Source organism: Lentzea sp. NBC_00516 (genome assembly GCF_036346835.1).
Lineage (GTDB): Bacteria > Actinomycetota > Actinomycetes > Mycobacteriales > Pseudonocardiaceae > Lentzea > Lentzea sokolovensis.
In genome coordinates this window covers 3,373,562-3,395,904 of sequence record NZ_CP107840.1, presented here as the reverse complement: position 1 = coordinate 3,395,904, position 22,343 = coordinate 3,373,562, and the positions used below count along the sequence as shown (strand labels likewise).

The following is a 22,343-nucleotide window of genomic DNA, read 5'->3' as shown; positions in this document are numbered from 1 at the left end:
TCAGACCCGTTGAACGTCAACATGAATCGCCAGGGGTACCGGTTTCCGGTCCGCTGATTCAGTCCGAACCGATCTGGCTGTCCGGTCGCCGGGACAGGCGGGTGATCGCTGAGGTGGACACGGCAGTGGACACGACGAGCGGATCAGCCGGCTTCACGGGATCAAAACGATCGATTCGAACTCGGCGCCGCAGACGCCGGCTGGGCTTGATTCCGTTCTGAACCGTGGTCTCGCTCCCACGGACCCCGGTCGCATCGCGGGGCCACTGCGCGAAACTTTTCGAAACCCAGGCAGAAGTTAGCTCGAACGGAGCAACGTGGTCGCCTGCAAACAGATCCGTCGTGTCCGCGATCAGATCGCGGACACGACGGACCGATGAGCGGAATCGGTCAGACGGAGACCGTCTCCTGCTTCTTCTTCTCGGCCGGCAGCTCGTCGAGCGCGGTGCCCTCGACGTCGAGCTCCGGCAGCCAGCGCAGGAACTTCGGCAGCCACCAGGCGCGCTCACCGAGCAGCGCGAGCGCCGCGGGCACGAGCACCATGCGGACCACGAACGCGTCCACGAAGATGCCGACGGCCAGGGCGAACGCGATCGACTTCACGGTCGCCTCGCCGGCGGGCACGAAGCCCGCGAACACCGAGAACATGATCAGCGCGGCGGCCACGACGACCGGGGCTGCCTGGCGGAAGCCCGTGGTGATGGCCTCCAGCGGCTTGGCGCCGCGGTGGTGCGCCTCGTGCATCCGGGACACCAGGAAGATCTGGTAGTCCATGGCGAGTCCGAACAGGATGCCGATCACCAGGATCGGGGTGAGGCTGATCAGCGGGCCGGTGCTCTCGAGGTTGACCGCACTGGACAGCCAGCCCCACTGGAACACCGCGACCGTGGCGCCGAGCGACGCGCCGATGGTCAGCAGGAAGCCGAGCACACCGACCAGCGGCACCAGCAGCGAGCGGAACACCAGGACCAGCAGCACGAGCGCGAGGCCCACGACGACGGCCAGGTAGATCGGCAGCGCCTTGTCCAAGGAGGTAGCCACGTCGACGCTCACCGCGGTGGCGCCGGTGACGTAGGCCTTGCCGCCCTCCACATCGGACAGTTCGGCGCGCAGGTCGGCGACGAGCTTCTCGGTCTCGGTGCTGTCCGGGCCGGACTTCGGGATCACGGTGACCAGCGCGGCGTTGCCGTCCTGGCTCGGCTGCGCCGGCGTCACGAGAGCGACGTCGGAGAGCTTGGCGAGCGGCTCGGACGCCTTGGTGGCCGTCGCGGCGGCACCCTGGCCCTCGAACAGGACGATGATCGGGCCGTTGAAGCCCTCGCCGAAGCCCTTCGCGAGGATCTGGTCGGCACGCTCCTGCGTGGAACCGGCCGGCGGCTTCTGGATCAGCGTGGTGTCCATGGACGCCACCGGGATCGCGACGATGCCGAGCACCACGACCGACAGCAGCAGTGCGACGACGCGGTTGCGGGTGATCGCGCTGGCCCAACCGCGGATGACACCGCGGTCCTTGGGCTCGACGGGGTTCTCGACGGTGGCGGAGCGTTCCTTGCGGGTCAGCACGCGGCGGCCGAGCAGGCTCAGCACTGCGGGCACCAGCGTGATGGCGATCAGGACCGACACGACGATCGTGGCGGCGGCCGAGACACCCATCTGCGTGAGGAACGGGATGCCCGCGATCGCGAGGCCCACCAGCGCGATCACCACGGTCAGACCGGCGGTGACGACGGCGGAACCGGCGGTGCCGACCGCGGTCGCGACGGCGTGCCCGACGTCGGAGCCCCGTCGCAGTTCCTGGCGGTAGCGGTTGATGATGAACAACGAGTAGTCGATGCCGACCGCGAGACCCAGCATCGAGGCGAGGATCGGCGTGGTCGACTGCAGGTCCATGAACCCGGTGGTGATCGTGATGCCGAGCGTGCCGATGCCGACGCCGATACCGGCGCTGAGCAGGTTCATGCCCGCGGTCACGAGCGAGCCGTAGGTCAGCGCGAGCACGACCAGCGCCAGCACCACACCGATGGCCTCGGTCGGGCCGCCGACGTGCGGCGTCTCCTGCATCGCGGTGCCGGTGACCTCGACGGTCAGCCCCGCCGCGCGCGCCTTGTCGACGGCCTTGGTCAGCTCGGCGCGCTGCTCGTCGGTGACCTCACCGGGCTTCACGTCGTAGGTGACGGTGCTGTAGCCGACGTTGACGTCGCGGTTGACGCTCGGCGCCGCCGGGTCGAGCGGGTTCGTCGCCGACCGCACGCCCTTGAGCGCGGTCTCGTCGGCCACCAGGTCGGTGATCGCCTTGACGTGCTGCGGCAGCTTCTGGCCGTCCGGGGCCTGCACGACGACCTTGGCCGACGCGGTCTCACCGGAGCCGAACTTCTCCTGGATGCGCTCCAGGGCGGTGGTCGACTCCTGGCCGGGGATGGACATCGAGTTGGACGTCTCACCGCCGAGCGTGAACGCGCCGACGCCGGAGCCGATCAGCACGAGCAGCCAGATCAGGACGACCGGAAGGCGGTGCCGGTACGCACCGAACCCCAGTTTGTAGAGCAGTTTCGCCATGATGGTCAGGCCTCCTGGTGCCCGAGTGCGTCGAAGCAGGTAGCGAGGATCAAGGGACGCCATGTCGTCTTGTCACCCTGTTGGTTGGCCAGCAGGGTGAGCACGGCCATGGAGCTCAGCGCGCCGACGATGCGGATCGCGCGGGGCAGTTCTTTCTCGGGGTCGATGACGAACATCTCGTTGAGGAGCAGCTCGTCCTGCGCCTGCTGCGGGTCCTCACCCGGCGCCGTCATCGTCCGGAACAGCAGCGAGACCAGTCCTGGCCGGTCCAGCGCGTGGTCGGTCAGCAGTTCCAGCGACCGGCGATCCCGCTCAGGCCCGGCGGGCAGCGGCGAGACCTGGTCAAGTACGTGCATCGTGAGCACACGGCTCTGCTCCCACGCCGCTTCGAAGAGAGCGTCCTTGCTCGGGAAGTGGTGCAGCAGGCCGGCCTTGGACAGGCCGACAGCGTCCGCGAGCGACTTCAACGAGGTCTGCTCGAAGCCGTGGCGCGCGAAGAGCGCGGCGGCGGCGTCGAGGATCCTCTCGTCGACTCCGACCTTGGGCTGTCGTGGCATGCGACCGACTTTACGACGTTTACCGACCGGTTCGGTAGGTTTACCGACCGAAATGGTCGGTGGCGTTCGTCACCACAATGGGTGAGTGATCGAGTGTCGAGCTGTCGTCGAGGTGACCGGTGGTGACACCGTCGCGCTGTCCGCGCGGATGAGTCGTGAGGAGTTCGACGCCGCGCTCGTCGCTATCGCCGACTACGGGGCGGACGACGACGCGGTGTTCGGTCCCGAGCTGCTGCGCGCCCTGCTGGACGAGGAAATGATCATCATGGCGGGCGGGGTGCGGGTGTCGGACACCGCGACCGGCGTGCGGATCGAGCCGGGCTGCTGCGTCGGCCTGGAGAACTGGCGGGACTGGGCCGATCTGCTCGACGGCAAGGAGCCGTGGCTCGGGCACTCTCGCCCTCCCGGGGTGGAGTTCGCCCAGGACGTGGTGAGGCTGTGGCCGCAGGACGAGCACAGGTACGGGCCTGCGTGCGAGATCCCGGCCGCGGATCTGCGGGAGCACCTGGAGGGCGTGCGGCAGGACCTGATCGGGTTCCTGGGGCTGGTGCGGGAGTGGGCGCCTTACGAACTGGGCGAGCCGCTCGCGGCGGCGTTCGACGAGCACTTCCACATCAGCGCGCCGCTGTGAAGTCCGCTGCTGTGAGAATGGCGCGATGTTCGTCTTCGACGCGGAGCTCTGGATCTGGGACGCCCGCCGCACGGAAACCTGGACCTTCGTGACGCTGCCGGAGGACGTCTCGGACCAGATCCGCGACGTCGCCACCCCCGGCCCCGGCTTCGGCGCCGTGAAGGTCCGGGCCGGGGTGGGAGCCAGCAACTGGTCGACGTCGGTGTTCCCGGACAAGCAGTCCGGCTGTTACGTGCTGCCGATCAAGGCGGCGGTGCGCAAGAAGAACGACGTCGGGCCGGGCGACGTCATCGAGGTGACCGTCGAACTGGTCTAGGCGCTCCAGTCGATGTCGGCGTAGATCGCGGCGTGGTCGCTGGCCGCGTGCACCTCGTTCGTCATGGTTTCGTAGACGTCCCAACGGTTCTTGGTCCGCGGGCCGCGCCACACGCCCTTGCGGAAGACGCCGCCGCCGGTGGCCTTCGCGAACAGTTCCGGGGTGAGCAGGACGTAGTCGATCTTGCCCTTCTCGTTGACGCCGCGATAGGTGCCGAGCCGGTGGTCCCAGTCGAAGTTCTCGTGCTCGCTGATGTCCCGCAGGCCCGTGCGCTGGAACAACGGTCGCAACGCCTCGCTGTCCGCGGTGTCGTTGAGGTCGCCGACGACGGCGATGTGCTCGTGGCCCTCGTCGCGCAACCGGTTCACGATGCGGGCGATGCGCACTGCCTGGCGGAAGCGGCGGCGGGCGCCGAGAGGGTCGCCGGGGGTGCTGTAGCCCTTGGACTTCAGGTGGTTCACGAGCACGACGACCTCGGGGCCGGACGGCGTGCGGACGTGGTATTCGGCGCAGTCGCGGGAGAAGATCGTGCCCGAGCTGTCCCGCGCGTACACGTGCGTGCGGATGGTGATGACCTGATGTTCTTCTCGCGTCAGCAATCCGACGTTGATGCCGCGTTCGTCGTTGCCGTCGATGAGGTGGACCTCCTCGTACGGGGTCCAGCCGACGTGCTTGAGCATGCTGGCGGAGAACATGTGCAGCAGTTCGCGCGACTCGGCCTCGACCACGCCGAGGACGTCCGCGCCGACGTCGCGCATCACCTGTGCGGTGTGCCGCGTGGCGAGTTCGCTGATGGGTTCGGTGGTGAGCTCCACCCAGCCGACCCAGGACTCGCGTCCGCTTGCCACGACCGAGGTTTCGCCGGTGCGGTGGCGCGCGAGGAAACGGCCGCGGATGCGCCGCAGGATCGCGTACTTGCTCCGGTCGCTCCTGAGCAACTCCAGCGTCGTCAGGTGTTCCTTGAGCTCTTCCTTGACTTCCGGCGTGTAGGTCTCGGCGGCGATGAGTTCGTTGAACCGGGCGTGGGCGGCCAGAGTCGGGGCCGCGTGTTTGGTGGCGTTGCGGCCCATCACTTTGGGACGTTCGAACATGTTCTCCACGTTGAACGACCCGATCCGCGTGGTGCTCACGACTTCAGGGTCGCATGTGGAGGAACGTGTTCGCCCTGGTCCGCTCGGGTGATCTTTCGCTGCGCCGATGGTGGAGGGCCCCGGTGGCTGGGCTGCCGGATGTGGTGGGGCCCTCCGCGAGAACGACCTTGCCCGTTTGGTCGAGGACGAACCTAGGATGAACCTTGAATCCACTGCCTGAGGGGTGATCTTGGAGTTCGGGCTGCTCGGCGCCGTCGAGGTGCGCGACCGGGGTGAGCCGGTCGAGATCGGCCACGTCCGGCAACGGTCGGTGCTGGTCGCGCTGCTGATGGAGGAGGGACGGCCGGTTCCGGTCGACCGGCTGCTCGACCGCGTCTGGGGCGAGCGGGCGCCGCTGCGGGCGCGCGAGACGCTCTACGGCTACGTGTCAAAGCTCCGCAAGCTCCTCGAACTGGACATCGAGCGCTCACCGGCCGGATATCACCTCACGGTCGATCCGGCGCAGGTCGACCTGTTCCGCTTCCGGGCCTTCGTGCGCGACCGCGACTTCGACGCGGCACTCGGGCTGTGGCGAGGGCAGGCGCTCGACGGGCTCGAGTCGCCGTGGTTCGACGCGTTGCGCGAGAGCCTGCACGCCGAACGCGTCGCCGCCGAGCTGGATCGCAACGACGTGGCGCTCGCGGCCGGTCGGCACGCCGCGCTGCTGCCCTCGTTGCGGCAGCTGGCCGGCGAACGCCAGCTCGACGAACGCCTTGCCGCGCAACTGATGCTGGCGCTGCACCGGTCGGGCAACGACGCGGAGGCGTTGCGGCACTACGAGATCGTGCGCCACCGGCTCGCCGACGAGCTCGGCGCCGATCCGAGCAAACCGTTGCAGGACATGCATCAGCGGATTCTCAACGGCAGTGTGGAGGAACGCGCTGCCGGACCTAGGCAGCTGCCCGCGCCGCACCCGTGGTTCACCGGCCGCACCGGCGAACTGGCCGCGCTGGGCTCGGCGGGCACCGTCGTGATCACCGCGATCGGCGGGACGGGCGGCATCGGCAAGACGGCGCTGGCGTTGCACTGGGCGCACCGGCACCTCGCCGAGTTCCCGGACGGCCAGCTCTACGTGAACCTGCGCGGCTTCGACCCGTCCGCCGGGCCGACGCCGCCGGAGACGGTGCTGCGCGAGTTCCTGGAGGCGCTGGGGGAGGAGACGATCCCGGCGGGCCTGGACGCACGGGCCGCGCGCTACCGCGGCGTGGTCGCGGGCCGGCGGATGCTGGTGCTGCTCGACAACGCCCGCTCCACCGAGCAGGTCGTGCCGCTGCTGCCGGGTCCGGACGCGACGGTGCTGGTCACGAGCCGCCTCAAGCTGGCAGGACTGGTGGCCGCACACGGCGCACGCTCGGTGTCGTTGGACGTGCTGAACCCGGCCGACGCCCGCGAGTTCCTCGTCGCCAGGCTGGGCGCCGAGCGGGTGGCGGCCGAACCCGAGGTGGTCGCGGATCTGGTGAGCTGGTGCGGAGGACTGCCGCTGGCGTTGTCGATCGTCGCCGCGCGGGCCGCGATGGAACCGGACTTCCCGCTGGCCGCGTTCGCGGGGGAACTGCGCGAGCAGCCGCTCGACGCGCTGGACGCGGGCGAGATCGGCACGAACCTGCGGACGGTGTTCTCGTGGTCCGTGGCGGCGCTGTCGGAGGAGGCGGCGCGTGCGTTCGGACTGCTCGGCACCGTCGGCACGGCGGACGTGAGCCTCGCGGCGGCCGCGGCGTTGCTGGACCGCACGGTCGCGCGGACGCGGATGGTGTTGCGGGAGCTGGAGAACGCGCACCTCGTGCACCAGCACGTGCCGGGCCGGTACCGGATGCACGACCTGGTCGGCCTGTACGCGGCCGACCTTCCCGCCGACGCCGGCACGCGGCTGGCCGACTTCTACGCCGCCACCGCACGCGCCGCCGCGCTCGCTCAGGAGCCGCACAAACCTTTGCCAGAGCACGAAAGCAGCCACACGCTCGCGTTCGAGAGCAACGCCGCCGTGATGGCGTGGTTCGACGCCGAGCACGCCTGCCTGGTCACCGAGCAACGGCAAGCCCTGCAACGCGGCGCTTTCGACGTGGCCTGGATGATCGGCCGCACGCTGAACAACTACCACCTGAGGCGCGGGCGCACGTTCGACGACGTGGAGGCCTGGCTGGCGGCGCTGCGGGCAGCCGAGGCCATGGGGGACGAGACCAAGCAGGCGACCGCGCACATGTGCCTCGGTGCGGACTACGTCGAGCTGGGCCAGTCCGCGTTGGGACACCAGCACTTCGAACGCAGCCTGAAGTTGTTCGCGCGCAACGACGACCCCGTGGCGCACGGGGCCGCGCACCGGTCGATCGCGTGGGCGGCCGAGTTCGAGGGCGACCTGGAGAAGGCGCTGGAACACTCGGTGCTCGGGCTGGAGAAGTTCCGCGTCGCCGGGTCGGAGGTCCGCGAGGCCGAGGCGCTGAACGAGGTCGGCTGGCGGTACGCGTGCCTGGGCCGCTACGCCGAAGCCCGGACGTTCTGCGAGGAGGCCATGCTGCTCAACACCAAGCTCGGTCACGTGGAGGGGATCGCCGCGACGCTGGACAGCCTGGCGCACATCGCCCGCCACGACGACCGTCACGCCGACGCGATCACGCACTACGGCGAGGCGCTGGCGCTGTACCGGGAACTGGACAACTCCGCCGAGCTGGCCACGGTGCTGGAGCACCTCGGTGACGTGCACGCCGAGGCCGGCGAGGACGTGCGGGCGCGAGAGCATCGGGAACGCGCTCTGGAGCTCTACCGGGAGCAGGGCCGCGACGCGGAGGCCGCGGCCCTGGAGGCAAGGATCTAGAAGCCAGGACCTAGACGCGGCTCATCTGCCGGCCGCTCTCGATCAGCTCGTCGGTGAACGAGTCGAGCGCCTGGGCGAAGTCGCGCTGGTCAGGCTCGTGCCAGTCCTGCAACTGGTCGAGCAGCCAGCGCCGCCACGCCCGCACGAGCTGCGTGAACACGTCCACGCCCTGGTCGGTGAACCGGTAGCCGTCGTCACCGAACGCCAGGTGCCCGGACCGCACGAGCGCCTGCGCGGTCGGTTCGAAGATGCCGCCGGGCACCTTCGTCATCTCGGCGATCTCGTCGAGCGTGGCGACGCCGTCGTCCGTCGACGCCCGGTACACGCGGCCGAGCAGCCAGGCCTGTTCCAGCGGCAGGTCGACGCCGGACCGCCGGAGCACGGCCAGGCCGGGGTCCTCGTCGGACTTCGAGACGACGGTCGAGACGAGCTTGCGCAGTTCGTCGTAGGAGTTCGACGGCGGCGCGGCGAAGCTCTCGCCCACACCGCTGTTGCCCGCCGCGGCGGCGCGGGACGTGTCGCGCAGTTGGACCTGCGGCAGGAAGAACGCCACCGCGAGTGCGACCAGACCGATCGGCGCCGCGATCAGGAACATCATCTGCACCGTCTCGGCGTACCCGGCGACGATCGGGGCCCTGATCGCGTCCGGCAACGCGTGGACCGCCGCCGGGCTGGCGATGGCGCGCGGGTCGACGCCCTGCGGGACCACCAGGTGCTTGGGCAGCTGGTTGGCGTAGATCGTGCCGAAGATCGCGACGCCGAACGAGCTGCCCATCGTGCGCAGGAAGCTGATTCCGGACGTGGCGACGCCGAGGTCGGTGTAGTTCGTGGTGCTCTGCACGACGATCACCGGCACCTGCATCACCAGGCCGATGCCCGCGCCCAGCACCATCATGAACGCGCCCATCTCCCAGTAGCTCGTGTTCGCGTCCAGGAGGGACAGCAGGAACAGGCCGATGGTGAGCCCGACCGAACCGATGATCGGGAAGATCCGGTACTGGCCGGTGCGGCTGATCGTGTTGCCGGTGAGCAGGGCCGTCGACATCAGACCGACGATCAGCGGCAGCATCCACAGCCCGGACGCCGTGGCCGACTCGCCGCGCACGTACTGCAGGTAGATCGGCAGGTACGTGATGCCGCCGAGCATCGCGAACCCGACGACGAAGCTCAGGATGCCCGACACCGTGAACACCCTGCTGCGGAACAACCTCATCGGCAGCATCGGCTCGGCCGCGCGTTGTTCCACGAGCACGAACGCGACCAGCAGCACGATCGATCCGGCCGCCATCCACAGGATCGTCGGCGACGTCCACGCGTACTCGGTGCCGCCCCAGCTCGTGACCAGCGTCAACCCGGTGGCGGCGAGGGCGATCAGCGCGATGCCGGCGTAGTCGATCTTCGGGCGGCCCGCCGCCTTGATCGTGGGCAGCGCGGCGATCGCCACCAGCACCACCGCGATGCCGAGCGGGATGTTCACGTAGAACGCCCAGCGCCAGCTCAGGTGGTCGACGAACAGCCCGCCGAGCAACGGCCCTGCCACGGTCGCGATGCCGAACACCGCGCCCGCGAAGCCCTGGAACTTGCCGCGTTCCTTGAGCGGCACGACGTCCGCGATGATCGCCGTCGAGGTGACCATCAACCCGCCGGCGCCCAGGCCCTGGACCGCGCGGAACGCGATGAGCATGCCCATCGACTCCGACCAGCCCGCGAAGAACGAGCCGATCAGGAACAGCGCGACGCTGACGACGAACGTCTTCTTGCGCCCGTAGAGGTCGCCGAACTTGCCGATCAGCACGGTCATGATCGTCTCGGCGAGCAGGTACGACGTCACCACCCACGACAGGTGCGCGCCGCCGCCCAGGTCCGCCACCATCGTGGGCAGCGCGGTGGACACGATGGTCTGGTCGAGAGCGGCCAGCAGCATGGCGAGGAGGACGGCCGCGACGACCAGGTTCCGCCTGCGAGTGTCGATCATCTCGGGCACGCAGGGGATGATCGCGCAGGTTGGACGACCTCGCAGGGGGAGGAACACGATGGGGGCCAAGGCCGCTCTGGTGGCGTTCGGCGACGTGCCGGCGGCGTTGCGCGGCGGTGGTGTGCCGGACCGTCCGGCGGCGGAGGCCGTGGTCCGGGCGTTGCGGCCGGGCTGCGCGGTCGAGCCGGTCGGGGACAGCGAACTGGTGGACGAGATCTACCCCGGTGACGGGTTCACGTACGTCGCGGTGTTCCCGGATGCCACGATCGTGTGCGATCAGGAGCTGGCGACCGTGCCCGTGCCCGAGCACGTCCTGGAGTTCGCAGGAGATCGTCCGCTGAAGGTGTTCGCCCGGCACTCCGGTTGGCTGGCGTTCGCCGAATGGGCCGCGGACGGCACGCTGCTCCGGTCGCACCATGCCGAGTCGCACGACCAGTACGAACTCGCGGACTCGGTGGCGTTGGGGATGTTCGGCTTCACGGCGGAGAGTCCGCCGGACGACGTGGTGCTGCACGGTTTCCGCGTGACGCGTTCGGACCAGCCTGAACGGGAGGCCGCTCGCAGTGCCGTGGCGGCCGAGATGGTCCCGATCACCGAGCCGTCCTAGGCTCGGGAGCGATCACCAGAAGGAGGCCGTCTTGATCTTCATCACCGCCAAGTTCCGCGTCCTGCCCGAGCACGCCGAGGCCTGGCCCGAGATCAGCAGGAGCTTCACCGAGGCCACCCGCGCCGAGCCCGGCTGCCTGTGGTTCGACTGGTCGCGCAGCCTCGACGACCCGACCGAGTACGTGCTGGTCGAGGCGTTCCGGGACGGCGACGCGGGCGGCGCGCACGTGCAGTCCGAGCACTTCCGCAACGCCCAGAAGGAACTGCCGCCGCACCTCGCCGAGACGCCGCGGATCGTCAGCCAGTCGGTGGAGCAGGACGACTGGTCGCTGCTCGGGGAGATGGAGGTTGCGCCACGCGGGTGAGCCTTGCCCGGATCGTTTGGTGCAGAGGGTTCGTCCGCCCAGGATGGGCGCCATGGACGCCTTCCTGGAGTTGTCCGCCGAGCTGACCGGATTCTCGGCGGACGAGCTGAGGTCGACCGGACTGGTCGAGCAGTACCGCGCGCTGGCCGACGGCGCGCCGGAGAACGAGATCATCCAGCTCTGGTACACCGGGGTCTGGCGCGGGGTGATCCCGAGCGAGCGCGCCTACGCCGAAGGCCTGGCGTGGAAGGCGGTCGGGGTCGCCGCGCCGGGGACCCGCGCGGCCGGGTTCGGCAGCTGGGAGCAGAGACCCAGAAGCAGCGCCCGGTGAGGGCCGTGGTCGTCGGCGCGGGGTTCGCCGGCTCGCTCGTCGCCAAAGTGCTGGGGGACAACGGGTTCCGCGTGCTCGTGCTGGAGGCCGGTGCCGAACCGAACGACGACGCCGTGCACCGGTTCCGCCGAGCTCTCGTCAAGTCGCCGCTCGCGCCGTACCGGACGACCGCCGCCGCGCCGTCCAGTCGCTACCTGATCAACACCGGGCCGCACGCCTACTCGAGCCCGTACCTGCGGATGAACGGCGGCACGGGCACCGCCTGGACCGGGATCACACCCCGGATGCGCCCCGACGACTTCCGCACCGCCGATCTGGGCCGTGGCCGCGACTGGCCGTTGACCTACACCGACCTGGAACCCTTCTACCGCGCGGCGGAGTGGGAGATCGGGATCGCGGCCGACGCCGACGAGCAGCGGCAGCACCTTCCCGTCGCCGACGGCTACCGCTATCCCATGCACGCCTTGCCTCGCACGTATCTCGACCACGCCATCGCGTCCGTTGTGGACGGTGAGTGGATCGACGGACGCGAACTGCTCGTCGTCGGCACCCCGCAGGCGCGCAACGGGATCCCGATCCAGGGGTATCGCCCGGACGGGCATCAGTGCACCGGCTACGCGAGCTGTGTGCCGATCTGCCCGGAGAACGCCAAGTACACCCCGCACCGGACGCAGAAGCAGTGGTCCGCCGACGTCGAACTGCGCACGAGATGCGTGGTGAACCGGGTGCACGCCGACGAGTCCGGGCGCATCACCAAGGTCGGCTACCAACGCTACGAGGACGACACGTCCGGCAGGCACACGCGGCACGAGGAAGAAGCGGACGTGGTCGTCCTCGCCGCGCACGCCATCGAGAACGCCAAGCTGCTGCTCATGTCCGGGCTCGCGAACAGCAGCGACCAGGTCGGCCGCAACCTGATGGACCACCCCGCGCTGCTGACGTGGGCGCTGATGCCGCAGGCGGTCGGCCCGTTCCGCGGACCAGGCTCGACGACGGGCATCGAGGCGTTCCGCAGTGGCCCGCAACGTCGGGTGAGAGCACCGTTCCGCATCGAGATCGGCAACTGGGGCTGGGGCTGGGCGGCCGGGAGCCCTGACTCCGACACGGCCGAGTTCGTCGCGGCAGGACTCAGGGGCAAGGCGCTGCGAGAAGCGGTGGCGGATCGGGTCGGCCGCCAGTTCGCGTTGCAGATCGAGGTCGAGCAGGAGGCGGATCCGGCGAACCGCGTCACGCTGGCCGACGACCTCGACGCGCTGGGCAACCCGCGCCCGTCGATCCACTATGGACTCTCGGACTACGTGAAGGACGGCCTGCTGGCCGCGAAACGGGTCTCCGGCCGGATCTTCGAGCTGCTCGGCGCCGACGACCACACCTCGTACAAGCCGGACGACGAACGGTACTTCGAGCACGACGGCGAACCGATGCGCTGGTGGGGTGCCGGTCATGGCGGCGGCACGCACGTCATGGGCGCCTCGCCGCGCGACTCCGTGGTCGACCAGTGGCAACGCTGCTGGGACCACCCGAACCTGTACGCGGTGGGGTGCGGCAGCATGCCGTCGCTCGGCACGTCCAACCCGTCGCTGACGATGGCCGCGCTGGCCCTGCGCACAGCGGGCCATCTCGTGTCACGCCGCGTCGAGCTGGGCCAGGCGGCGCACCTCGCGCACGACCGGTGACCGGGTGAAAGCCGAGGACACGGCGCCCAGCCAGGCGGTTTCGGCCTCCACGCTGGGCGCCTCAGAGGCGTGCCCGGAAGGCTGCTGCGGCCAGCTTCGACCGGCGTCGCGCATCACCATCGCGGCCGCGAGTTCGGCGGCGGCGCGCGTCGGGCCGTCGACAGGGGAGTGCAGCCAGTCCTGGACCTGCGGCGGAACGTGCGTGCGCAACGCCAGCAGCCCGTCGCGGATCTCGATCAACCGCCGGTAGAGCGTGAACTCCAGGTCGTGCCGCGCGGGCAGTTCGATCTGCGGCTGCGCGGCGACCAGGGCCTTCCACAACGGCGTCACCGCACGGATTCCGCGCCACGTCCGCACCGTCCTGGCAGCGCCGTCCCACGCGGTGAGCAGCGCGCCGACCACCCACAGCGTCATCGCCACCAGGCCGATGTTCCGCGACACCGGCAGGAACTCCGCCACGCCGAACCCGGTGACCGCGAACGTGAACGACGGCAGCCCGGAGAACAGACCCCAGCCGATCGTCGCCGCCGCGGCCACCACGATCACGTGCAGCCCGGTCCGGAACGTGCCGGCGGGGCGCGTCGAAGCGTTGCGCGCCAACGACACCATGAAGACGGCGAGACAGCCGATCGGATAGCCGGTCAGCGCCAGTTGGTAGAGCAGGACGCTCGGCCGCCACTGGAACACCGTCAGCTCCTGCACGCCGTAGAGCGGCGCGAAGTCCAGGCAGGCCAAGGCCATGACCGCCCAGCACAGCACGAGCGGCCACCAGGGCGTGCGAGGTTCGGGGGAGCGGGTGCTGCGGGCCAGCTTCATCAACTCGTGCACGGCGAGCATCTGCAGCATGTTCGTGACGAGCCGGCAAGCCATCTCGTACTCGGCGCCGATCAGCGCGACCGTCGGCTCCGCCGAGATGGTGAGGCTCAGCGCCATGCTGAGGAAGAACGCGACCAGGTGCCGTGGCCTGCGGCGGGCGGTGGTGAGCCGGGTCAGGCCGATCGCCGCCAGCAGCGCCGCGGTGAGGTAGCTGATCACGACCCGAACGCCGATCGCAGCGGGTCGGCGCCGCCCGCGAGCCGCCGCACGATCAGCGACGCCACCAGCTCGGCCTCCTGCTCGTGTTCCCACAGGTAGGTCGTGCGGCCGAGCACCCGCCGAACGAGCTCGACCGGCAGGTTCGGCGTGAGGTTCGCGGCGACCTTGTCCGAGAGCTCCTGGCCCTCCGCGTGCCCGCACAGCAGGTGACCCAGTTCGTGCAACAGGATGTGCTGCTGGTGCAACGGCGACGTGTTCCGCGTGTAGAACACGTAGTCCGCCCGATCGGTCGCCGCCAGCACCCCGCACGGCGCCCCCGGCCTGGCCTGCAGCGGGATCAGCTCGATCGGCCGCCCCCGCTGCTCGGCGATCCTGCCGAACAGCGCGTGCACGTCGAACGGATCAGGTAAGTCCACAGTGGACGCGATCAGCTCGCAACGCCGCCACAGCGCGTTTCTCCTGCCCAGCACCGCCTAGTCCCCCTTGCCGCGCTGCGCCTCTCGACGTCCGATGGCCTCCACGATGTCGGCGACCGTGCCGAGCCCCTCCTCCGACAACGTCACCGCCCGCAGCGCCAGGTCCCGCACCGCGCTGTTGCGCAGCGCTCCCAGCAACTCCAGCTCCGCGGCGATGATCCTGCCCTGTTCATCGTCGAAGAAGTAGGCCGCCGGCACCTGGAAGAAGCCCGCGAGCGCCTCCAGATGACGCTTCGTCGGGTTGTCCCGGCGCCCGGTCCGCAGTTGCCACAGGTACGCGGCCGAGAACGTCTCCCCGGTGGTCTCCCGGCAGGCCCGCGCCACCTCCTCGTGGCTGTGCTGTTCCCCGTTCGGCCTGCGCACCACCTGGAACAGGCGGTCGATGCGGTCGGCGAGCGTGGTCGCCTGTGCCTCGGTCATCATCGCCTTCCGTGTGCTCAGATGAACGCCCTTGAGATTCTCATTCATCTTGGATTGACACGCTCCGCCCGTGCAACTTACGGTCGTTCACGTTAGCTGAGATGAATGACCGAGGGGAGCCGGTCACTCGTCGCCGACCAGAGGGGGAGCTGGACATGACGAAGGTGGTCCCGGGAGCCGGACTCGCCGCAGGTGCGCTGACCGTCGCGGCCAACCCGCCGGTGACAGCTGAGGTGAACGAGTCGCAGGCGTTCACGGGCTGGTCCTACGAGCACACGCCCGAGGAGGCCGTGCGTGAAGCGCTGGACATGGCACGGCGGCGGGCGATGATCGCCGGGTTCGACAGCGACGAGTGCGTGCTGCTGTTCGTGAACGCGACCAGGCTCGGGCCGGGCTGCTACGCGGGGGACGCGGGCCTGCGCTGCGCGCGCTGAACCAGCAGGATCGCGGCGGCGACCGCGAGGACGACGACCCCGTTGCCGAACGCCCAGAGCACGGCGTGGTGGTGCACGACGTCGCGGGAGACGGCCGGGTCGCGGAACACCGGGTTGACCTGCGTGATCAGCAGGATCTTCATCGCGACCGAGACCGCGAGACAGCCCAGCGCGGGCCGCGGCGCACGCGTGACGACGGCCAGGACCACACCGAGCGGTCCCCACGGCAGGTAGTAGTAGAGCGGGCTGCCTGCCGCGAACACGCCCACGAGCGAGCCGGGCCGCGGGTCCGCCAGCAGCTGCGGATTCCACACGATCTGCTCGTAGAGGTTGCCGAACAACCACATGCTGAGCAGGGGCACGACCAGCCGCGAAAATCTCACCTGGCCATCATGGCGAAAATGTCGAAAGCTCCGTGACGTCGATCGACGCAGGGGTGGCGGCCGGAACAGACCGCCAGTCGACAACGAGGAGAGAACATGCGGTTCATGCTCATGCACCGGGTCCACGAGGACGACCCCACTTCATGGGAGCCGAACCCCGAGCTGATCGAGCGGATGAACACGTTCATCGGGAAGCTCAACGCGGACGGGGTCATGCTCGGCGCGGAGGGCGTGCTGAAGCCGGGCGCGGTGGTGCGCAGGCGTGGCGCGGCGATCAAGTCGACCGACGGCCCGTTCGCCGAGGCCAAGGAGGTCGTCGGCGGGTTCCTGCTGGTCAACGCGAAGGACCTCGCCGAGGCCACGGCCATCGCCGAGGAGTACATCACGTGCTTCGCGGGCGTCGAGGAGATGTCGATCGAGGTCCGGCGGGTCACCGAGTTCGAGGACATCGAGCCCTACCTGACCAAGTAGCTCAGCTCGACGACGAACCACTCGCCGTCCAGCTGACACGGTCCGCCTGGGTGGAGCCGCACGTCCTCGCTGTCCAACGCCACGAGAACGTGCGGCCCCTCCAGGTCCAGAGCCGTGTCCGAGACCGTGCGCACGGTGACGTCGTCGGGCTGGACGTCCAACGGTTCCGGCAGGTTCTCGCCCAGGTCCTTCAGCTCGACCAGCCGGTTGCGGTAGAAGGTCGTGCCGATGTTCGTGAGCCGGTGCACTGGCGACACGGGCCGGTACACGAAACCGCCGCGGTGCTCGGAGATGAACCGCGGCTCGCTGCCGTCGAGCCAGTCCATCCGGCCCTCCGAGCCGTCGATGCTGAGCACGACGTACGGGTTGTGGTGCAGGTGCCACGGGTGGGTCTCGCCCGGTTCGAGCGTCACCTCCCACACCCTGATCACCGGATCGTCGTGCAGCACGCGCCGGCCGATGTCGACGAGCACGATCTCCTCACCGGACGGCGAGATCACGACGTCACCCCGCAAGGCGCACCTCCTGCAGATAGCGGTCCTGGACCGACTGCCACGACGTGGCGGTCCACGGTTCGATGTGGGCGATGTGTCCGTCCGGACGTAGAAGGACCACGACGTCACCGAAGCGTTCCCGCACCGTGTCGCCCGGATCGAAGTAGGAACGGGAACGCAGGTCCGAGTGCGGAGCGTCCCACCGGCTCACGACGACCTGTCTGAGCCCGGCAGGCCCGTCAGCCGGGATGAACGGCCGTCGGCGCGCGTCGGTGAGGTGCAGCGCGACGAACGAGTCGCGGCACAGCTCGTGCAGGTGGACCGGACCGCGCAGGCCGAAGACCCGCAGGTCCGGGGCTCGGTCGCCGACGCGCAACGGCCCGGTGCGCGTCATCGACCAGTCCGCGCCCAGCCGCACACCGAGCAACGTCCGCGTCATCGCGTCCTGCCACCCCGCGACGGAGTCCGAGCGCCGGTCCATCACGGCACGGGCCGCCTCCGCCAGCGCACCCGAACCGTGCACGGCCACCGGTTTCTGCTCGGCCTCGTAGCCGTCGAGCAGGGCCTCCGCAGCCCATCCGCGCAGCACCCACGCCAGCCGCCACGGCAGGTTGGACGCGTCGAGCACGCCGGTGTTCAGGCCCAGCGCCCACATCGGCGTGATCAGGTGCGCCGCGTCGCCCAGCAGGAACACGCGGCCGTCCCGCCACGACGACGCGACGCGGTGGTGCACGGTGTAGACGTTGCTGCCCAGCACCTCCAGCGAGTCGACGTCGCCGATGAAGTGCCGCGCCTTGTCCCGCAGCTCGTCCGGCCCAGGCTCGTCGCGGCCGGGCGCCAGCGGGAACACGAACCGCCAGCAGTGCGGCTGCCGCACGAGGACCATCCACTCCTCGCGGTCGCCGAAGTAGGCCAGGTACGGGTAGTCGCGCGGGTGGGCGATGTCGAGGTCGCACACCAGGTCGACCAGCATGTACCGCTGCTCCAGGGTGTGCCCGGTGACCTCGACGCCGAGCCGTTCCCGCACGGTCGAGCGCCCGCCGTCGCAGCCCAGCACGTACGCGGCCTCGAAGCTCACGACTCCATCCGAAGTGGACAGTCGCAGCGTCACGCCGTCGTCGTGCTGCGTGAAGTCCACCAGCCGGTGTCCCATCCGCACGGTGCCGGGCGCCAGCACCGACGCGAGCACCGGCTCCAGTTCGTGCTGCGGAACGTTGACGACGAACGGGAACCGCGTCTCGCCGGCCAGTGCCGAGGTGAGCACGCTCCCGGTCGACTTCCCGGTCGCCCGGTCCACCTCGCCGATCTCGTCGAGCCGCAGCGACGCCTCCAGCACCGGTCCCAGCGCGTCGTACCGGTCCAGCACCTCCAGCGTGCGCGTCAGGATCGTGCCCGCTCTCGTCTCCGCCGACAACTCGTTCCCGGCCTCGAAGACGACGACCGGCACACCATGCGCGACCAGCCCCAACGCGGTGATCAACCCGATCGGACCCGCGCCGATCACGGCCACCGGACTATCGGACGTGTTCATCGGTCCTCCCCGACCTCTATGTTCGACCATGAGGGAGCCTTCGGGGGAGGGAACATGAGGAAAGCGTTTTCAGTCGTACTCGCCGTTCTGCTGGCCGTCACGGCCTGCGCGGCGCCGGCCGGGCAGAAAGCTCTGCAGAAGGTCGACTACCTGACGTCGTTCGGCACGTTCGGCCGGGACGCGTACGTCTACGTGGCGAAGGAGAAGGGGTTCTTCGAGGAGGCGGGCCTGGACGTCACGATCACGCCGGGCACCGGCAGCGTCGACGTGCTGAAGCTGGTCTCGGCCGGGCGCGCCGACTTCGGCATCGCCGACTTCACCGCCACCGCGATCACCACGGCGAAGGAGAAGCTGCCGGTCACCGTGCTGGCGGCGATCCAGCAACGGTCGCTGGCCGCGATCGTCGCGCTGGAGGGCAACGGGATCTCGACACCCGCCGACCTGGTCGGCAAGAAGATCGGTGACCAGCCCGGGTCGACGAACCAGGTGATGTTCCCGGTCTACGCGAAGGCGGCGGGCATCGATCCGGCGAAGGTCCAGTTCGTGCCGTCCGCTCCGCCCGCGTTGCCGCAGTTGCTGGCCGCCGGGCAGGTCGACGGGATCGGGCAGTTCGTCGTCGGCAAGCCGCTGATCGAGGCCGCGGCGAAGGGGAGGAAGGCGGTCGTGCTGCCCTACGGCGACCTGGTTCCCGATCTCTACGGCAACGCGCTGGTGTCGTCGAAGGACGTCGTGCAGAACAAGCCGGAGCTGGCGCGCACCTTCATGACGGCGCTGCTCAAGGGCCTCGAGTACTCGATCGAGCACCCGGCAGAGGTCGGCCCGATCCTCAAGAAGTACCAGCCGACCCAGGACTCGGACGTGGCCAGTGCCGAGGTCGGGCTGATGGCGACGTACGTCAAGCCCCTGAACTACAGCGGTCGCGTGGGCGGGGTGACCGAGGCGAGGGTTGAGAAGATCGTCAGCACCCTCGTGGAGGCCGGTGCGATTCCGGCGGGATCGTTGGCGCCCGACGACTTCGTGTCCTTCGGGAGTTCGCCCAAGTGATCAGCCTGACCGGGGTCTCGCACTCCTTCGGCGGTGTGCACGCGCTCGACGGCATCGACCTGGAGGTGGGCGAGCACGAGTTCGTCGCGGTGATCGGGCGGTCGGGCTGCGGCAAGTCGACGTTGCTGCGGCTCGTCGCCGGGCTGCTCACGGCTGCGCGAGGCCGGATCCTGATGGCCGGTTCGCCGGTCACCAGGCCGCGCAGGGACGTCTCGGTGATGTTCCAGCGGCCGGCGTTGCTGCCGTGGCGGACGGTGCTGGCCAACGTCCTGCTGCCGACCGAGATCTTCGGCCTGGGTGATCAGCGGGACCGCGCGTACGAACTGCTGGAACTGGCCGGGCTCGGCGGGTTCGAGAAACGGCTGCCGCACGAACTGTCCGGCGGCATGCAGCAGCGGGTGTCGCTGTGCCGGTCGCTGATCCAGAGCCCGCGGGTGATGCTGATGGACGAGCCGTTCTCCGCACTGGACGCGATCACCCGCACCGAGCTTTCCGAGGAGCTGCAACGGGTTCAGCTCGCCCGGCCGCGCGCCGTCGTGTTCGTGACGCACTCCATCGACGAGGCCGTGCTGCTCGCCGACCGGATCGTGGTGCTCAGCCCGCGGCCGGGCCGGATCCACCGGATCGTCGACGTGGGTCTGCCGAGGCCGCGTGCGCTCGGCCAGGTCGAACTGGACGAGGTGAGCCGCGAGTTGCGCGGGCTCCTGGTGACCGCGTGAAGGCCGCGCTGCCGGTGCTCGGACTGCTGGCGATCATCGGGCTGTGGTGGCTCGCGACGATCGTGTTCGGGATCGAGCCGCTCCTCGTGCCGTCACCGGCCGACGTCGTGGCGTCGTTCCTGGAACTGCCCGGCTACCTGCTCGAACAGGCGCTGATCACGTTGTGGGAGGCCGTGTCCGGCTTCGGACTGTCCATCGTGATCGGTGTGCCGCTAGCGCTGCTGATCGTCGGGTCGAGCGTGCTGGAGCGGATGTTCTACCCGCTGCTGGTCGCGCTCAACGCCGTGCCGAAGGTCGCCATCGCGCCGATCGTGGTGGTGTGGTTCGGGTTCGGCATCTCCTCGAAGGTGCTCATGGTCGTGCTGGTGTGCATCTTCCCGATCGTCATCTCGACGGCGTCCGGCATGAGGTCGACGCCGAGTGAGCTGGTCGAGCTGTTCCGGTCGCTCGACGCCACCCGCACGCACGAGTTCTTCAAGCTGCGCCTGTGGCACGCGTTGCCGCAGATCTTCGTCGGCCTGAAGGTGTCGATCACTTTGGCGGTCATCGGGGCGGTGATCGGTGAGTTCGTGGGCGCCGACGCCGGACTGGGTTACGTGATCACCGTGTCCGGCGGCAGCGCCGACACCTCGCTGGCGTTCGCGGCGATGGCGCTGCTCGCGATCATCAGCGTCGCGCTCTTCTACGGCCTGACCTGGGCCGAGCGCAAGCTGGTGCCCTGGTCCGAGGAACACCGGGTGCTCTAGCGGGCCAGGCGGTCCAGCAGTTCGCCGAGCAGTGCCCGTTCGCCCGGCGTGAGGTCGGCCGGATCGTCGGCGACCAGGGCGCGCAGGGTGAGCGCGGTGCTGGCGCGGGTCGCGGCGCCGTCGGTCGTGGGAGCGTGCAGCACGCCGGCCAGCGCGGCCTCGCGAACGCGTTCGGACAGCAGGAAGTCCGGTTCCGGCTGCGAGATCAGGGTCAGCGTGACGCCGACGTTCGCGGCGAGCACCTGTTCGGCGGCGTCGTCCGCGGGCACCTTCAGCAGGCCGATCGTCGCGGCCTCGGTGAACCTGTCCCGCAACGCGGCGTGCGCGGGAGCGGTGACGGCACAAGGCTTTCCCGGTTCGGCGCGGCCGTAGAGCAGCCCGTAGAACGACGGGTGCTCCAGCCCGAACCGCACGTGCTTGTCCCAGCCCTCGCGCAGGTCTCCGAGGGGATCGCCGGAGCTCTCGACCGCCGTGTACTGGGTGAAGCCGTGGTTCACCACGGCGTCGATCAGGCCCTGCTTGCTGCCGAAGTGGTGGTACAGCGTCGGGGCCTGCACCCCGGCGCGTTCGCACACCGCTCTCGTGGACACCGTGCCGCCGCTCTCCAGCAACTCCGCCGCGGCGAGCAGGAGCCGATCCCGTGCGTTCTGCATGCTTGCTATAGTAGCGCATGTAGCGCTACATTGGCCGCTATATCGATACATGAAGCGCTATAGCGGTAGGAGAAGTCCATGAGGACCTGGTTCATCACTGGCGGGACGCCCGGAGGGTTCGGCCTGGTCTATGCCGAGGCTGCGCTGGAACAGGGCGATCAGGTGGTGCTGACCGCGCGTCGGCCGTCTGAACTGCGGGAATGGGCTGAGGAATATGGTGACCGCGTGCTGGTTCTCCAGCTCGACGTCACCGACGCCGCGCAGGTGCGGGCGGCGGTCAAGACCGCGGAGGAGCGGTTCGGCGGGATCGACGTGCTCGTCAACAACGCGGGTCGCGGCTGGTTCGGCTCGGTCGAGGGGTCCCCTGACGAGACGGTCCGCCGCACGTTCGACCTCAACCTGTTCGCCGTGGTCGAGGTGATTCGCGCGGTCCTGCCAGGTATGCGGTCGCGCGGCGACGGCTGGATCGTGAACATGTCGTCGGTGGCGGGCCTCGTCGGCGCGCCGGGGTTCGGCTACTACTCGGCGGCGAAGTTCGCTCTCGAAGGGCTGTCGGAGACACTGCGTGAGGAGGTTGAGCCGTTCGGGGTGCGCGTGCTCCTCGTGGAGCCGGGAGGGTTCCGCACCAAGGCCTATGCCAGCTTCCAGGCCGAGCCCGTCGACGAGACCGTCGACGCCTACCTGCCGCTGGTCGAGGGCGTCAAGGCGGCGTTCGTGGATCAGAACGGCAAGCAGGCGGGTGACCCCGTGCGCGGAGTGCGGGCCGTGATCAGTGCGATGAACGCACCCGTTCCGCCACGGCGGATCGTGCTCGGCAATTTCGGGTACGACACTGTTGTCGCCATGCACGAGAACGCGCTGGTGGAGCTGCGCGAGAACGAGAAGCTCTCGCGCAGCGCGGACTTCTAGTGGTGTGGCCCAGAAGGTTGCCGGGCGAATTCGCGGTCAGACGGGTGCATCGCGGCGCCGCCCCCACGTCCTCGTGC

The 22,343-nt window shown here is 69.5% G+C and carries 24 protein-coding genes; 13 read left to right on the top strand and 11 right to left on the bottom strand.

Annotated elements, in window-relative coordinates; genetic code table 11:
* Nucleotides 1–389 precede the first annotated feature (389 nt).
* Together OG205_RS15225 and OG205_RS15220 are read right to left on the bottom strand one after the other, a co-directional pair.
* Entirely contained in the window at nucleotides 390–2,555 is a 2,166-nt protein-coding gene (locus tag OG205_RS15225; RefSeq protein ID WP_330276894.1) for an MMPL family transporter, read from the bottom strand.
* Nucleotides 2,556–2,560: 5 nt separating this feature from the next.
* Complete coding sequence (locus tag OG205_RS15220; RefSeq protein WP_330276893.1) at nucleotides 2,561–3,112, bottom strand: TetR/AcrR family transcriptional regulator; 552 nt, start codon at nucleotides 3,110–3,112, stop codon at nucleotides 2,561–2,563.
* Between the two features lie 85 nt (nucleotides 3,113–3,197).
* Here OG205_RS15220 and OG205_RS15215 point away from each other — a divergent pair, with 85 nt between their 5' ends.
* Together OG205_RS15215 and OG205_RS15210 are read left to right on the top strand one after the other, a co-directional pair.
* Nucleotides 3,198–3,743: a hypothetical protein gene (locus OG205_RS15215; RefSeq protein WP_330276892.1), complete on the top strand. Its 546-nt coding sequence runs from the start codon at nucleotides 3,198–3,200 to the stop codon at nucleotides 3,741–3,743.
* A gap of 25 nt (nucleotides 3,744–3,768) precedes the next feature.
* Entirely contained in the window at nucleotides 3,769–4,059 is a 291-nt protein-coding gene (locus OG205_RS15210) for a DUF1905 domain-containing protein (RefSeq protein ID WP_330276891.1), read from the top strand.
* Here OG205_RS15210 and OG205_RS15205 read toward each other — a convergent pair.
* The gene (locus OG205_RS15205) at nucleotides 4,056–5,189 is read right to left on the bottom strand and encodes an endonuclease/exonuclease/phosphatase family protein (RefSeq protein WP_330276890.1); all 1,134 of its coding nucleotides are present in this window, start codon (nucleotides 5,187–5,189) and stop codon (nucleotides 4,056–4,058) included. The two genes, OG205_RS15210 and OG205_RS15205, sit on opposite strands and share 4 nt — an antisense overlap.
* A gap of 190 nt (nucleotides 5,190–5,379) precedes the next feature.
* Here OG205_RS15205 and OG205_RS15200 point away from each other — a divergent pair, with 190 nt between their 5' ends.
* On the top strand, nucleotides 5,380–7,998 hold the full coding sequence (locus OG205_RS15200) for an AfsR/SARP family transcriptional regulator (RefSeq protein WP_330276889.1): 2,619 nt from the start codon (nucleotides 5,380–5,382) through the stop codon (nucleotides 7,996–7,998).
* A 10-nt stretch (nucleotides 7,999–8,008) separates the two neighbouring features.
* On the opposite strand, the gene OG205_RS15195 is transcribed toward OG205_RS15200, so the two are convergent.
* The gene (locus OG205_RS15195) at nucleotides 8,009–9,973 is read right to left on the bottom strand and encodes an MDR family MFS transporter (protein WP_330278166.1); all 1,965 of its coding nucleotides are present in this window, start codon (nucleotides 9,971–9,973) and stop codon (nucleotides 8,009–8,011) included.
* A gap of 58 nt (nucleotides 9,974–10,031) precedes the next feature.
* On the opposite strand from OG205_RS15195, the gene OG205_RS15190 reads away from it, so the two are divergent.
* The 4 genes from OG205_RS15190 to OG205_RS15175 are packed head-to-tail and all read left to right on the top strand — an operon-like array spanning nucleotide 10,032 to nucleotide 12,951.
* On the top strand, nucleotides 10,032–10,580 hold the full coding sequence (locus OG205_RS15190; protein WP_330276888.1) for a DUF6928 family protein: 549 nt from the start codon (nucleotides 10,032–10,034) through the stop codon (nucleotides 10,578–10,580).
* Nucleotides 10,581–10,611: 31 nt separating this feature from the next.
* On the top strand, nucleotides 10,612–10,944 hold the full coding sequence (locus OG205_RS15185; RefSeq protein WP_319979923.1) for a putative quinol monooxygenase: 333 nt from the start codon (nucleotides 10,612–10,614) through the stop codon (nucleotides 10,942–10,944).
* 52 nt (nucleotides 10,945–10,996) lie between these two features.
* On the top strand, nucleotides 10,997–11,275 hold the full coding sequence (locus OG205_RS15180) for a hypothetical protein (protein ID WP_330276887.1): 279 nt from the start codon (nucleotides 10,997–10,999) through the stop codon (nucleotides 11,273–11,275).
* The gene (locus OG205_RS15175; RefSeq protein WP_330276886.1) at nucleotides 11,272–12,951 is read left to right on the top strand and encodes a GMC family oxidoreductase; all 1,680 of its coding nucleotides are present in this window, start codon (nucleotides 11,272–11,274) and stop codon (nucleotides 12,949–12,951) included. The genes OG205_RS15180 and OG205_RS15175 overlap by 4 nt, the downstream gene beginning before the upstream one ends.
* Here the strand turns inward: OG205_RS15175 and OG205_RS15170 are convergent.
* Genes OG205_RS15170 through OG205_RS15160 form a run of 3 tightly spaced genes read right to left on the bottom strand, consistent with a single transcriptional unit; the run spans nucleotide 12,901 to nucleotide 14,882 of the window.
* Nucleotides 12,901–13,986 carry an MAB_1171c family putative transporter gene (locus tag OG205_RS15170; RefSeq protein WP_330276885.1) on the bottom strand — a complete coding sequence of 362 codons (1,086 nt, stop codon included), beginning with the start codon at nucleotides 13,984–13,986 and terminating at the stop codon, nucleotides 12,901–12,903. The genes OG205_RS15175 and OG205_RS15170 overlap by 51 nt on opposite strands.
* Nucleotides 13,983–14,456 (bottom strand): hypothetical protein, encoded by a 474-nt coding sequence (locus OG205_RS15165; protein ID WP_330276884.1) that lies wholly within the window; start codon nucleotides 14,454–14,456, stop codon nucleotides 13,983–13,985. The genes OG205_RS15170 and OG205_RS15165 overlap by 4 nt, the downstream gene beginning before the upstream one ends.
* Nucleotides 14,457–14,459: 3 nt before the next feature.
* The gene (locus tag OG205_RS15160; protein WP_330276883.1) at nucleotides 14,460–14,882 is read right to left on the bottom strand and encodes an XRE family transcriptional regulator; all 423 of its coding nucleotides are present in this window, start codon (nucleotides 14,880–14,882) and stop codon (nucleotides 14,460–14,462) included.
* 155 nt (nucleotides 14,883–15,037) lie between these two features.
* Between OG205_RS15160 and OG205_RS15155 the strand changes: the two genes are divergently transcribed.
* Nucleotides 15,038–15,316: a hypothetical protein gene (locus OG205_RS15155; protein WP_330276882.1), complete on the top strand. Its 279-nt coding sequence runs from the start codon at nucleotides 15,038–15,040 to the stop codon at nucleotides 15,314–15,316.
* On the opposite strand, the gene OG205_RS15150 is transcribed toward OG205_RS15155, so the two are convergent.
* A complete protein-coding gene (locus OG205_RS15150) occupies nucleotides 15,280–15,699 on the bottom strand; it encodes a hypothetical protein (protein WP_330276881.1) in 420 nt (139 codons plus the stop codon). The genes OG205_RS15155 and OG205_RS15150 overlap by 37 nt on opposite strands.
* 96 nt (nucleotides 15,700–15,795) lie before the next feature.
* On the opposite strand from OG205_RS15150, the gene OG205_RS15145 reads away from it, so the two are divergent.
* Nucleotides 15,796–16,170, top strand: coding sequence for a YciI family protein (locus OG205_RS15145; RefSeq protein WP_330276880.1), 375 nt, complete (start codon nucleotides 15,796–15,798; stop codon nucleotides 16,168–16,170).
* On the opposite strand, the gene OG205_RS15140 is transcribed toward OG205_RS15145, so the two are convergent.
* Both OG205_RS15140 and OG205_RS15135 read right to left on the bottom strand, forming a co-directional pair.
* Nucleotides 16,155–16,685 (bottom strand): hypothetical protein, encoded by a 531-nt coding sequence (locus OG205_RS15140; protein ID WP_330276879.1) that lies wholly within the window; start codon nucleotides 16,683–16,685, stop codon nucleotides 16,155–16,157. The genes OG205_RS15145 and OG205_RS15140 overlap by 16 nt on opposite strands.
* On the bottom strand, nucleotides 16,675–18,195 hold the full coding sequence (locus OG205_RS15135) for an FAD-dependent monooxygenase (protein WP_330276878.1): 1,521 nt from the start codon (nucleotides 18,193–18,195) through the stop codon (nucleotides 16,675–16,677). Before OG205_RS15135 ends, OG205_RS15140 begins: the two co-directional genes overlap by 11 nt.
* A 54-nt stretch (nucleotides 18,196–18,249) precedes the next feature.
* Here OG205_RS15135 and OG205_RS15130 point away from each other — a divergent pair, with 54 nt between their 5' ends.
* The 3 genes from OG205_RS15130 to OG205_RS15120 are packed head-to-tail and all read left to right on the top strand — an operon-like array spanning nucleotide 18,250 to nucleotide 20,704.
* Nucleotides 18,250–19,239, top strand: coding sequence for an ABC transporter substrate-binding protein (locus OG205_RS15130; protein WP_330276877.1), 990 nt, complete (start codon nucleotides 18,250–18,252; stop codon nucleotides 19,237–19,239).
* Entirely contained in the window at nucleotides 19,236–19,958 is a 723-nt protein-coding gene (locus tag OG205_RS15125) for an ABC transporter ATP-binding protein (RefSeq protein ID WP_330276876.1), read from the top strand. Before OG205_RS15130 ends, OG205_RS15125 begins: the two co-directional genes overlap by 4 nt.
* Entirely contained in the window at nucleotides 19,955–20,704 is a 750-nt protein-coding gene (locus tag OG205_RS15120) for an ABC transporter permease (protein ID WP_330276875.1), read from the top strand. The genes OG205_RS15125 and OG205_RS15120 overlap by 4 nt, the downstream gene beginning before the upstream one ends.
* Here the strand turns inward: OG205_RS15120 and OG205_RS15115 are convergent.
* Nucleotides 20,701–21,357, bottom strand: a complete 657-nt coding sequence (locus tag OG205_RS15115) for a TetR/AcrR family transcriptional regulator (protein WP_330276874.1) — start codon at nucleotides 21,355–21,357, stop codon at nucleotides 20,701–20,703. The genes OG205_RS15120 and OG205_RS15115 overlap by 4 nt on opposite strands.
* A gap of 78 nt (nucleotides 21,358–21,435) precedes the next feature.
* Between OG205_RS15115 and OG205_RS15110 the strand changes: the two genes are divergently transcribed.
* Nucleotides 21,436–22,266 carry an SDR family NAD(P)-dependent oxidoreductase gene (locus OG205_RS15110; RefSeq protein WP_330276873.1) on the top strand — a complete coding sequence of 277 codons (831 nt, stop codon included), beginning with the start codon at nucleotides 21,436–21,438 and terminating at the stop codon, nucleotides 22,264–22,266.
* The last annotated feature ends 77 nt before the right edge of the window (nucleotides 22,267–22,343 follow it).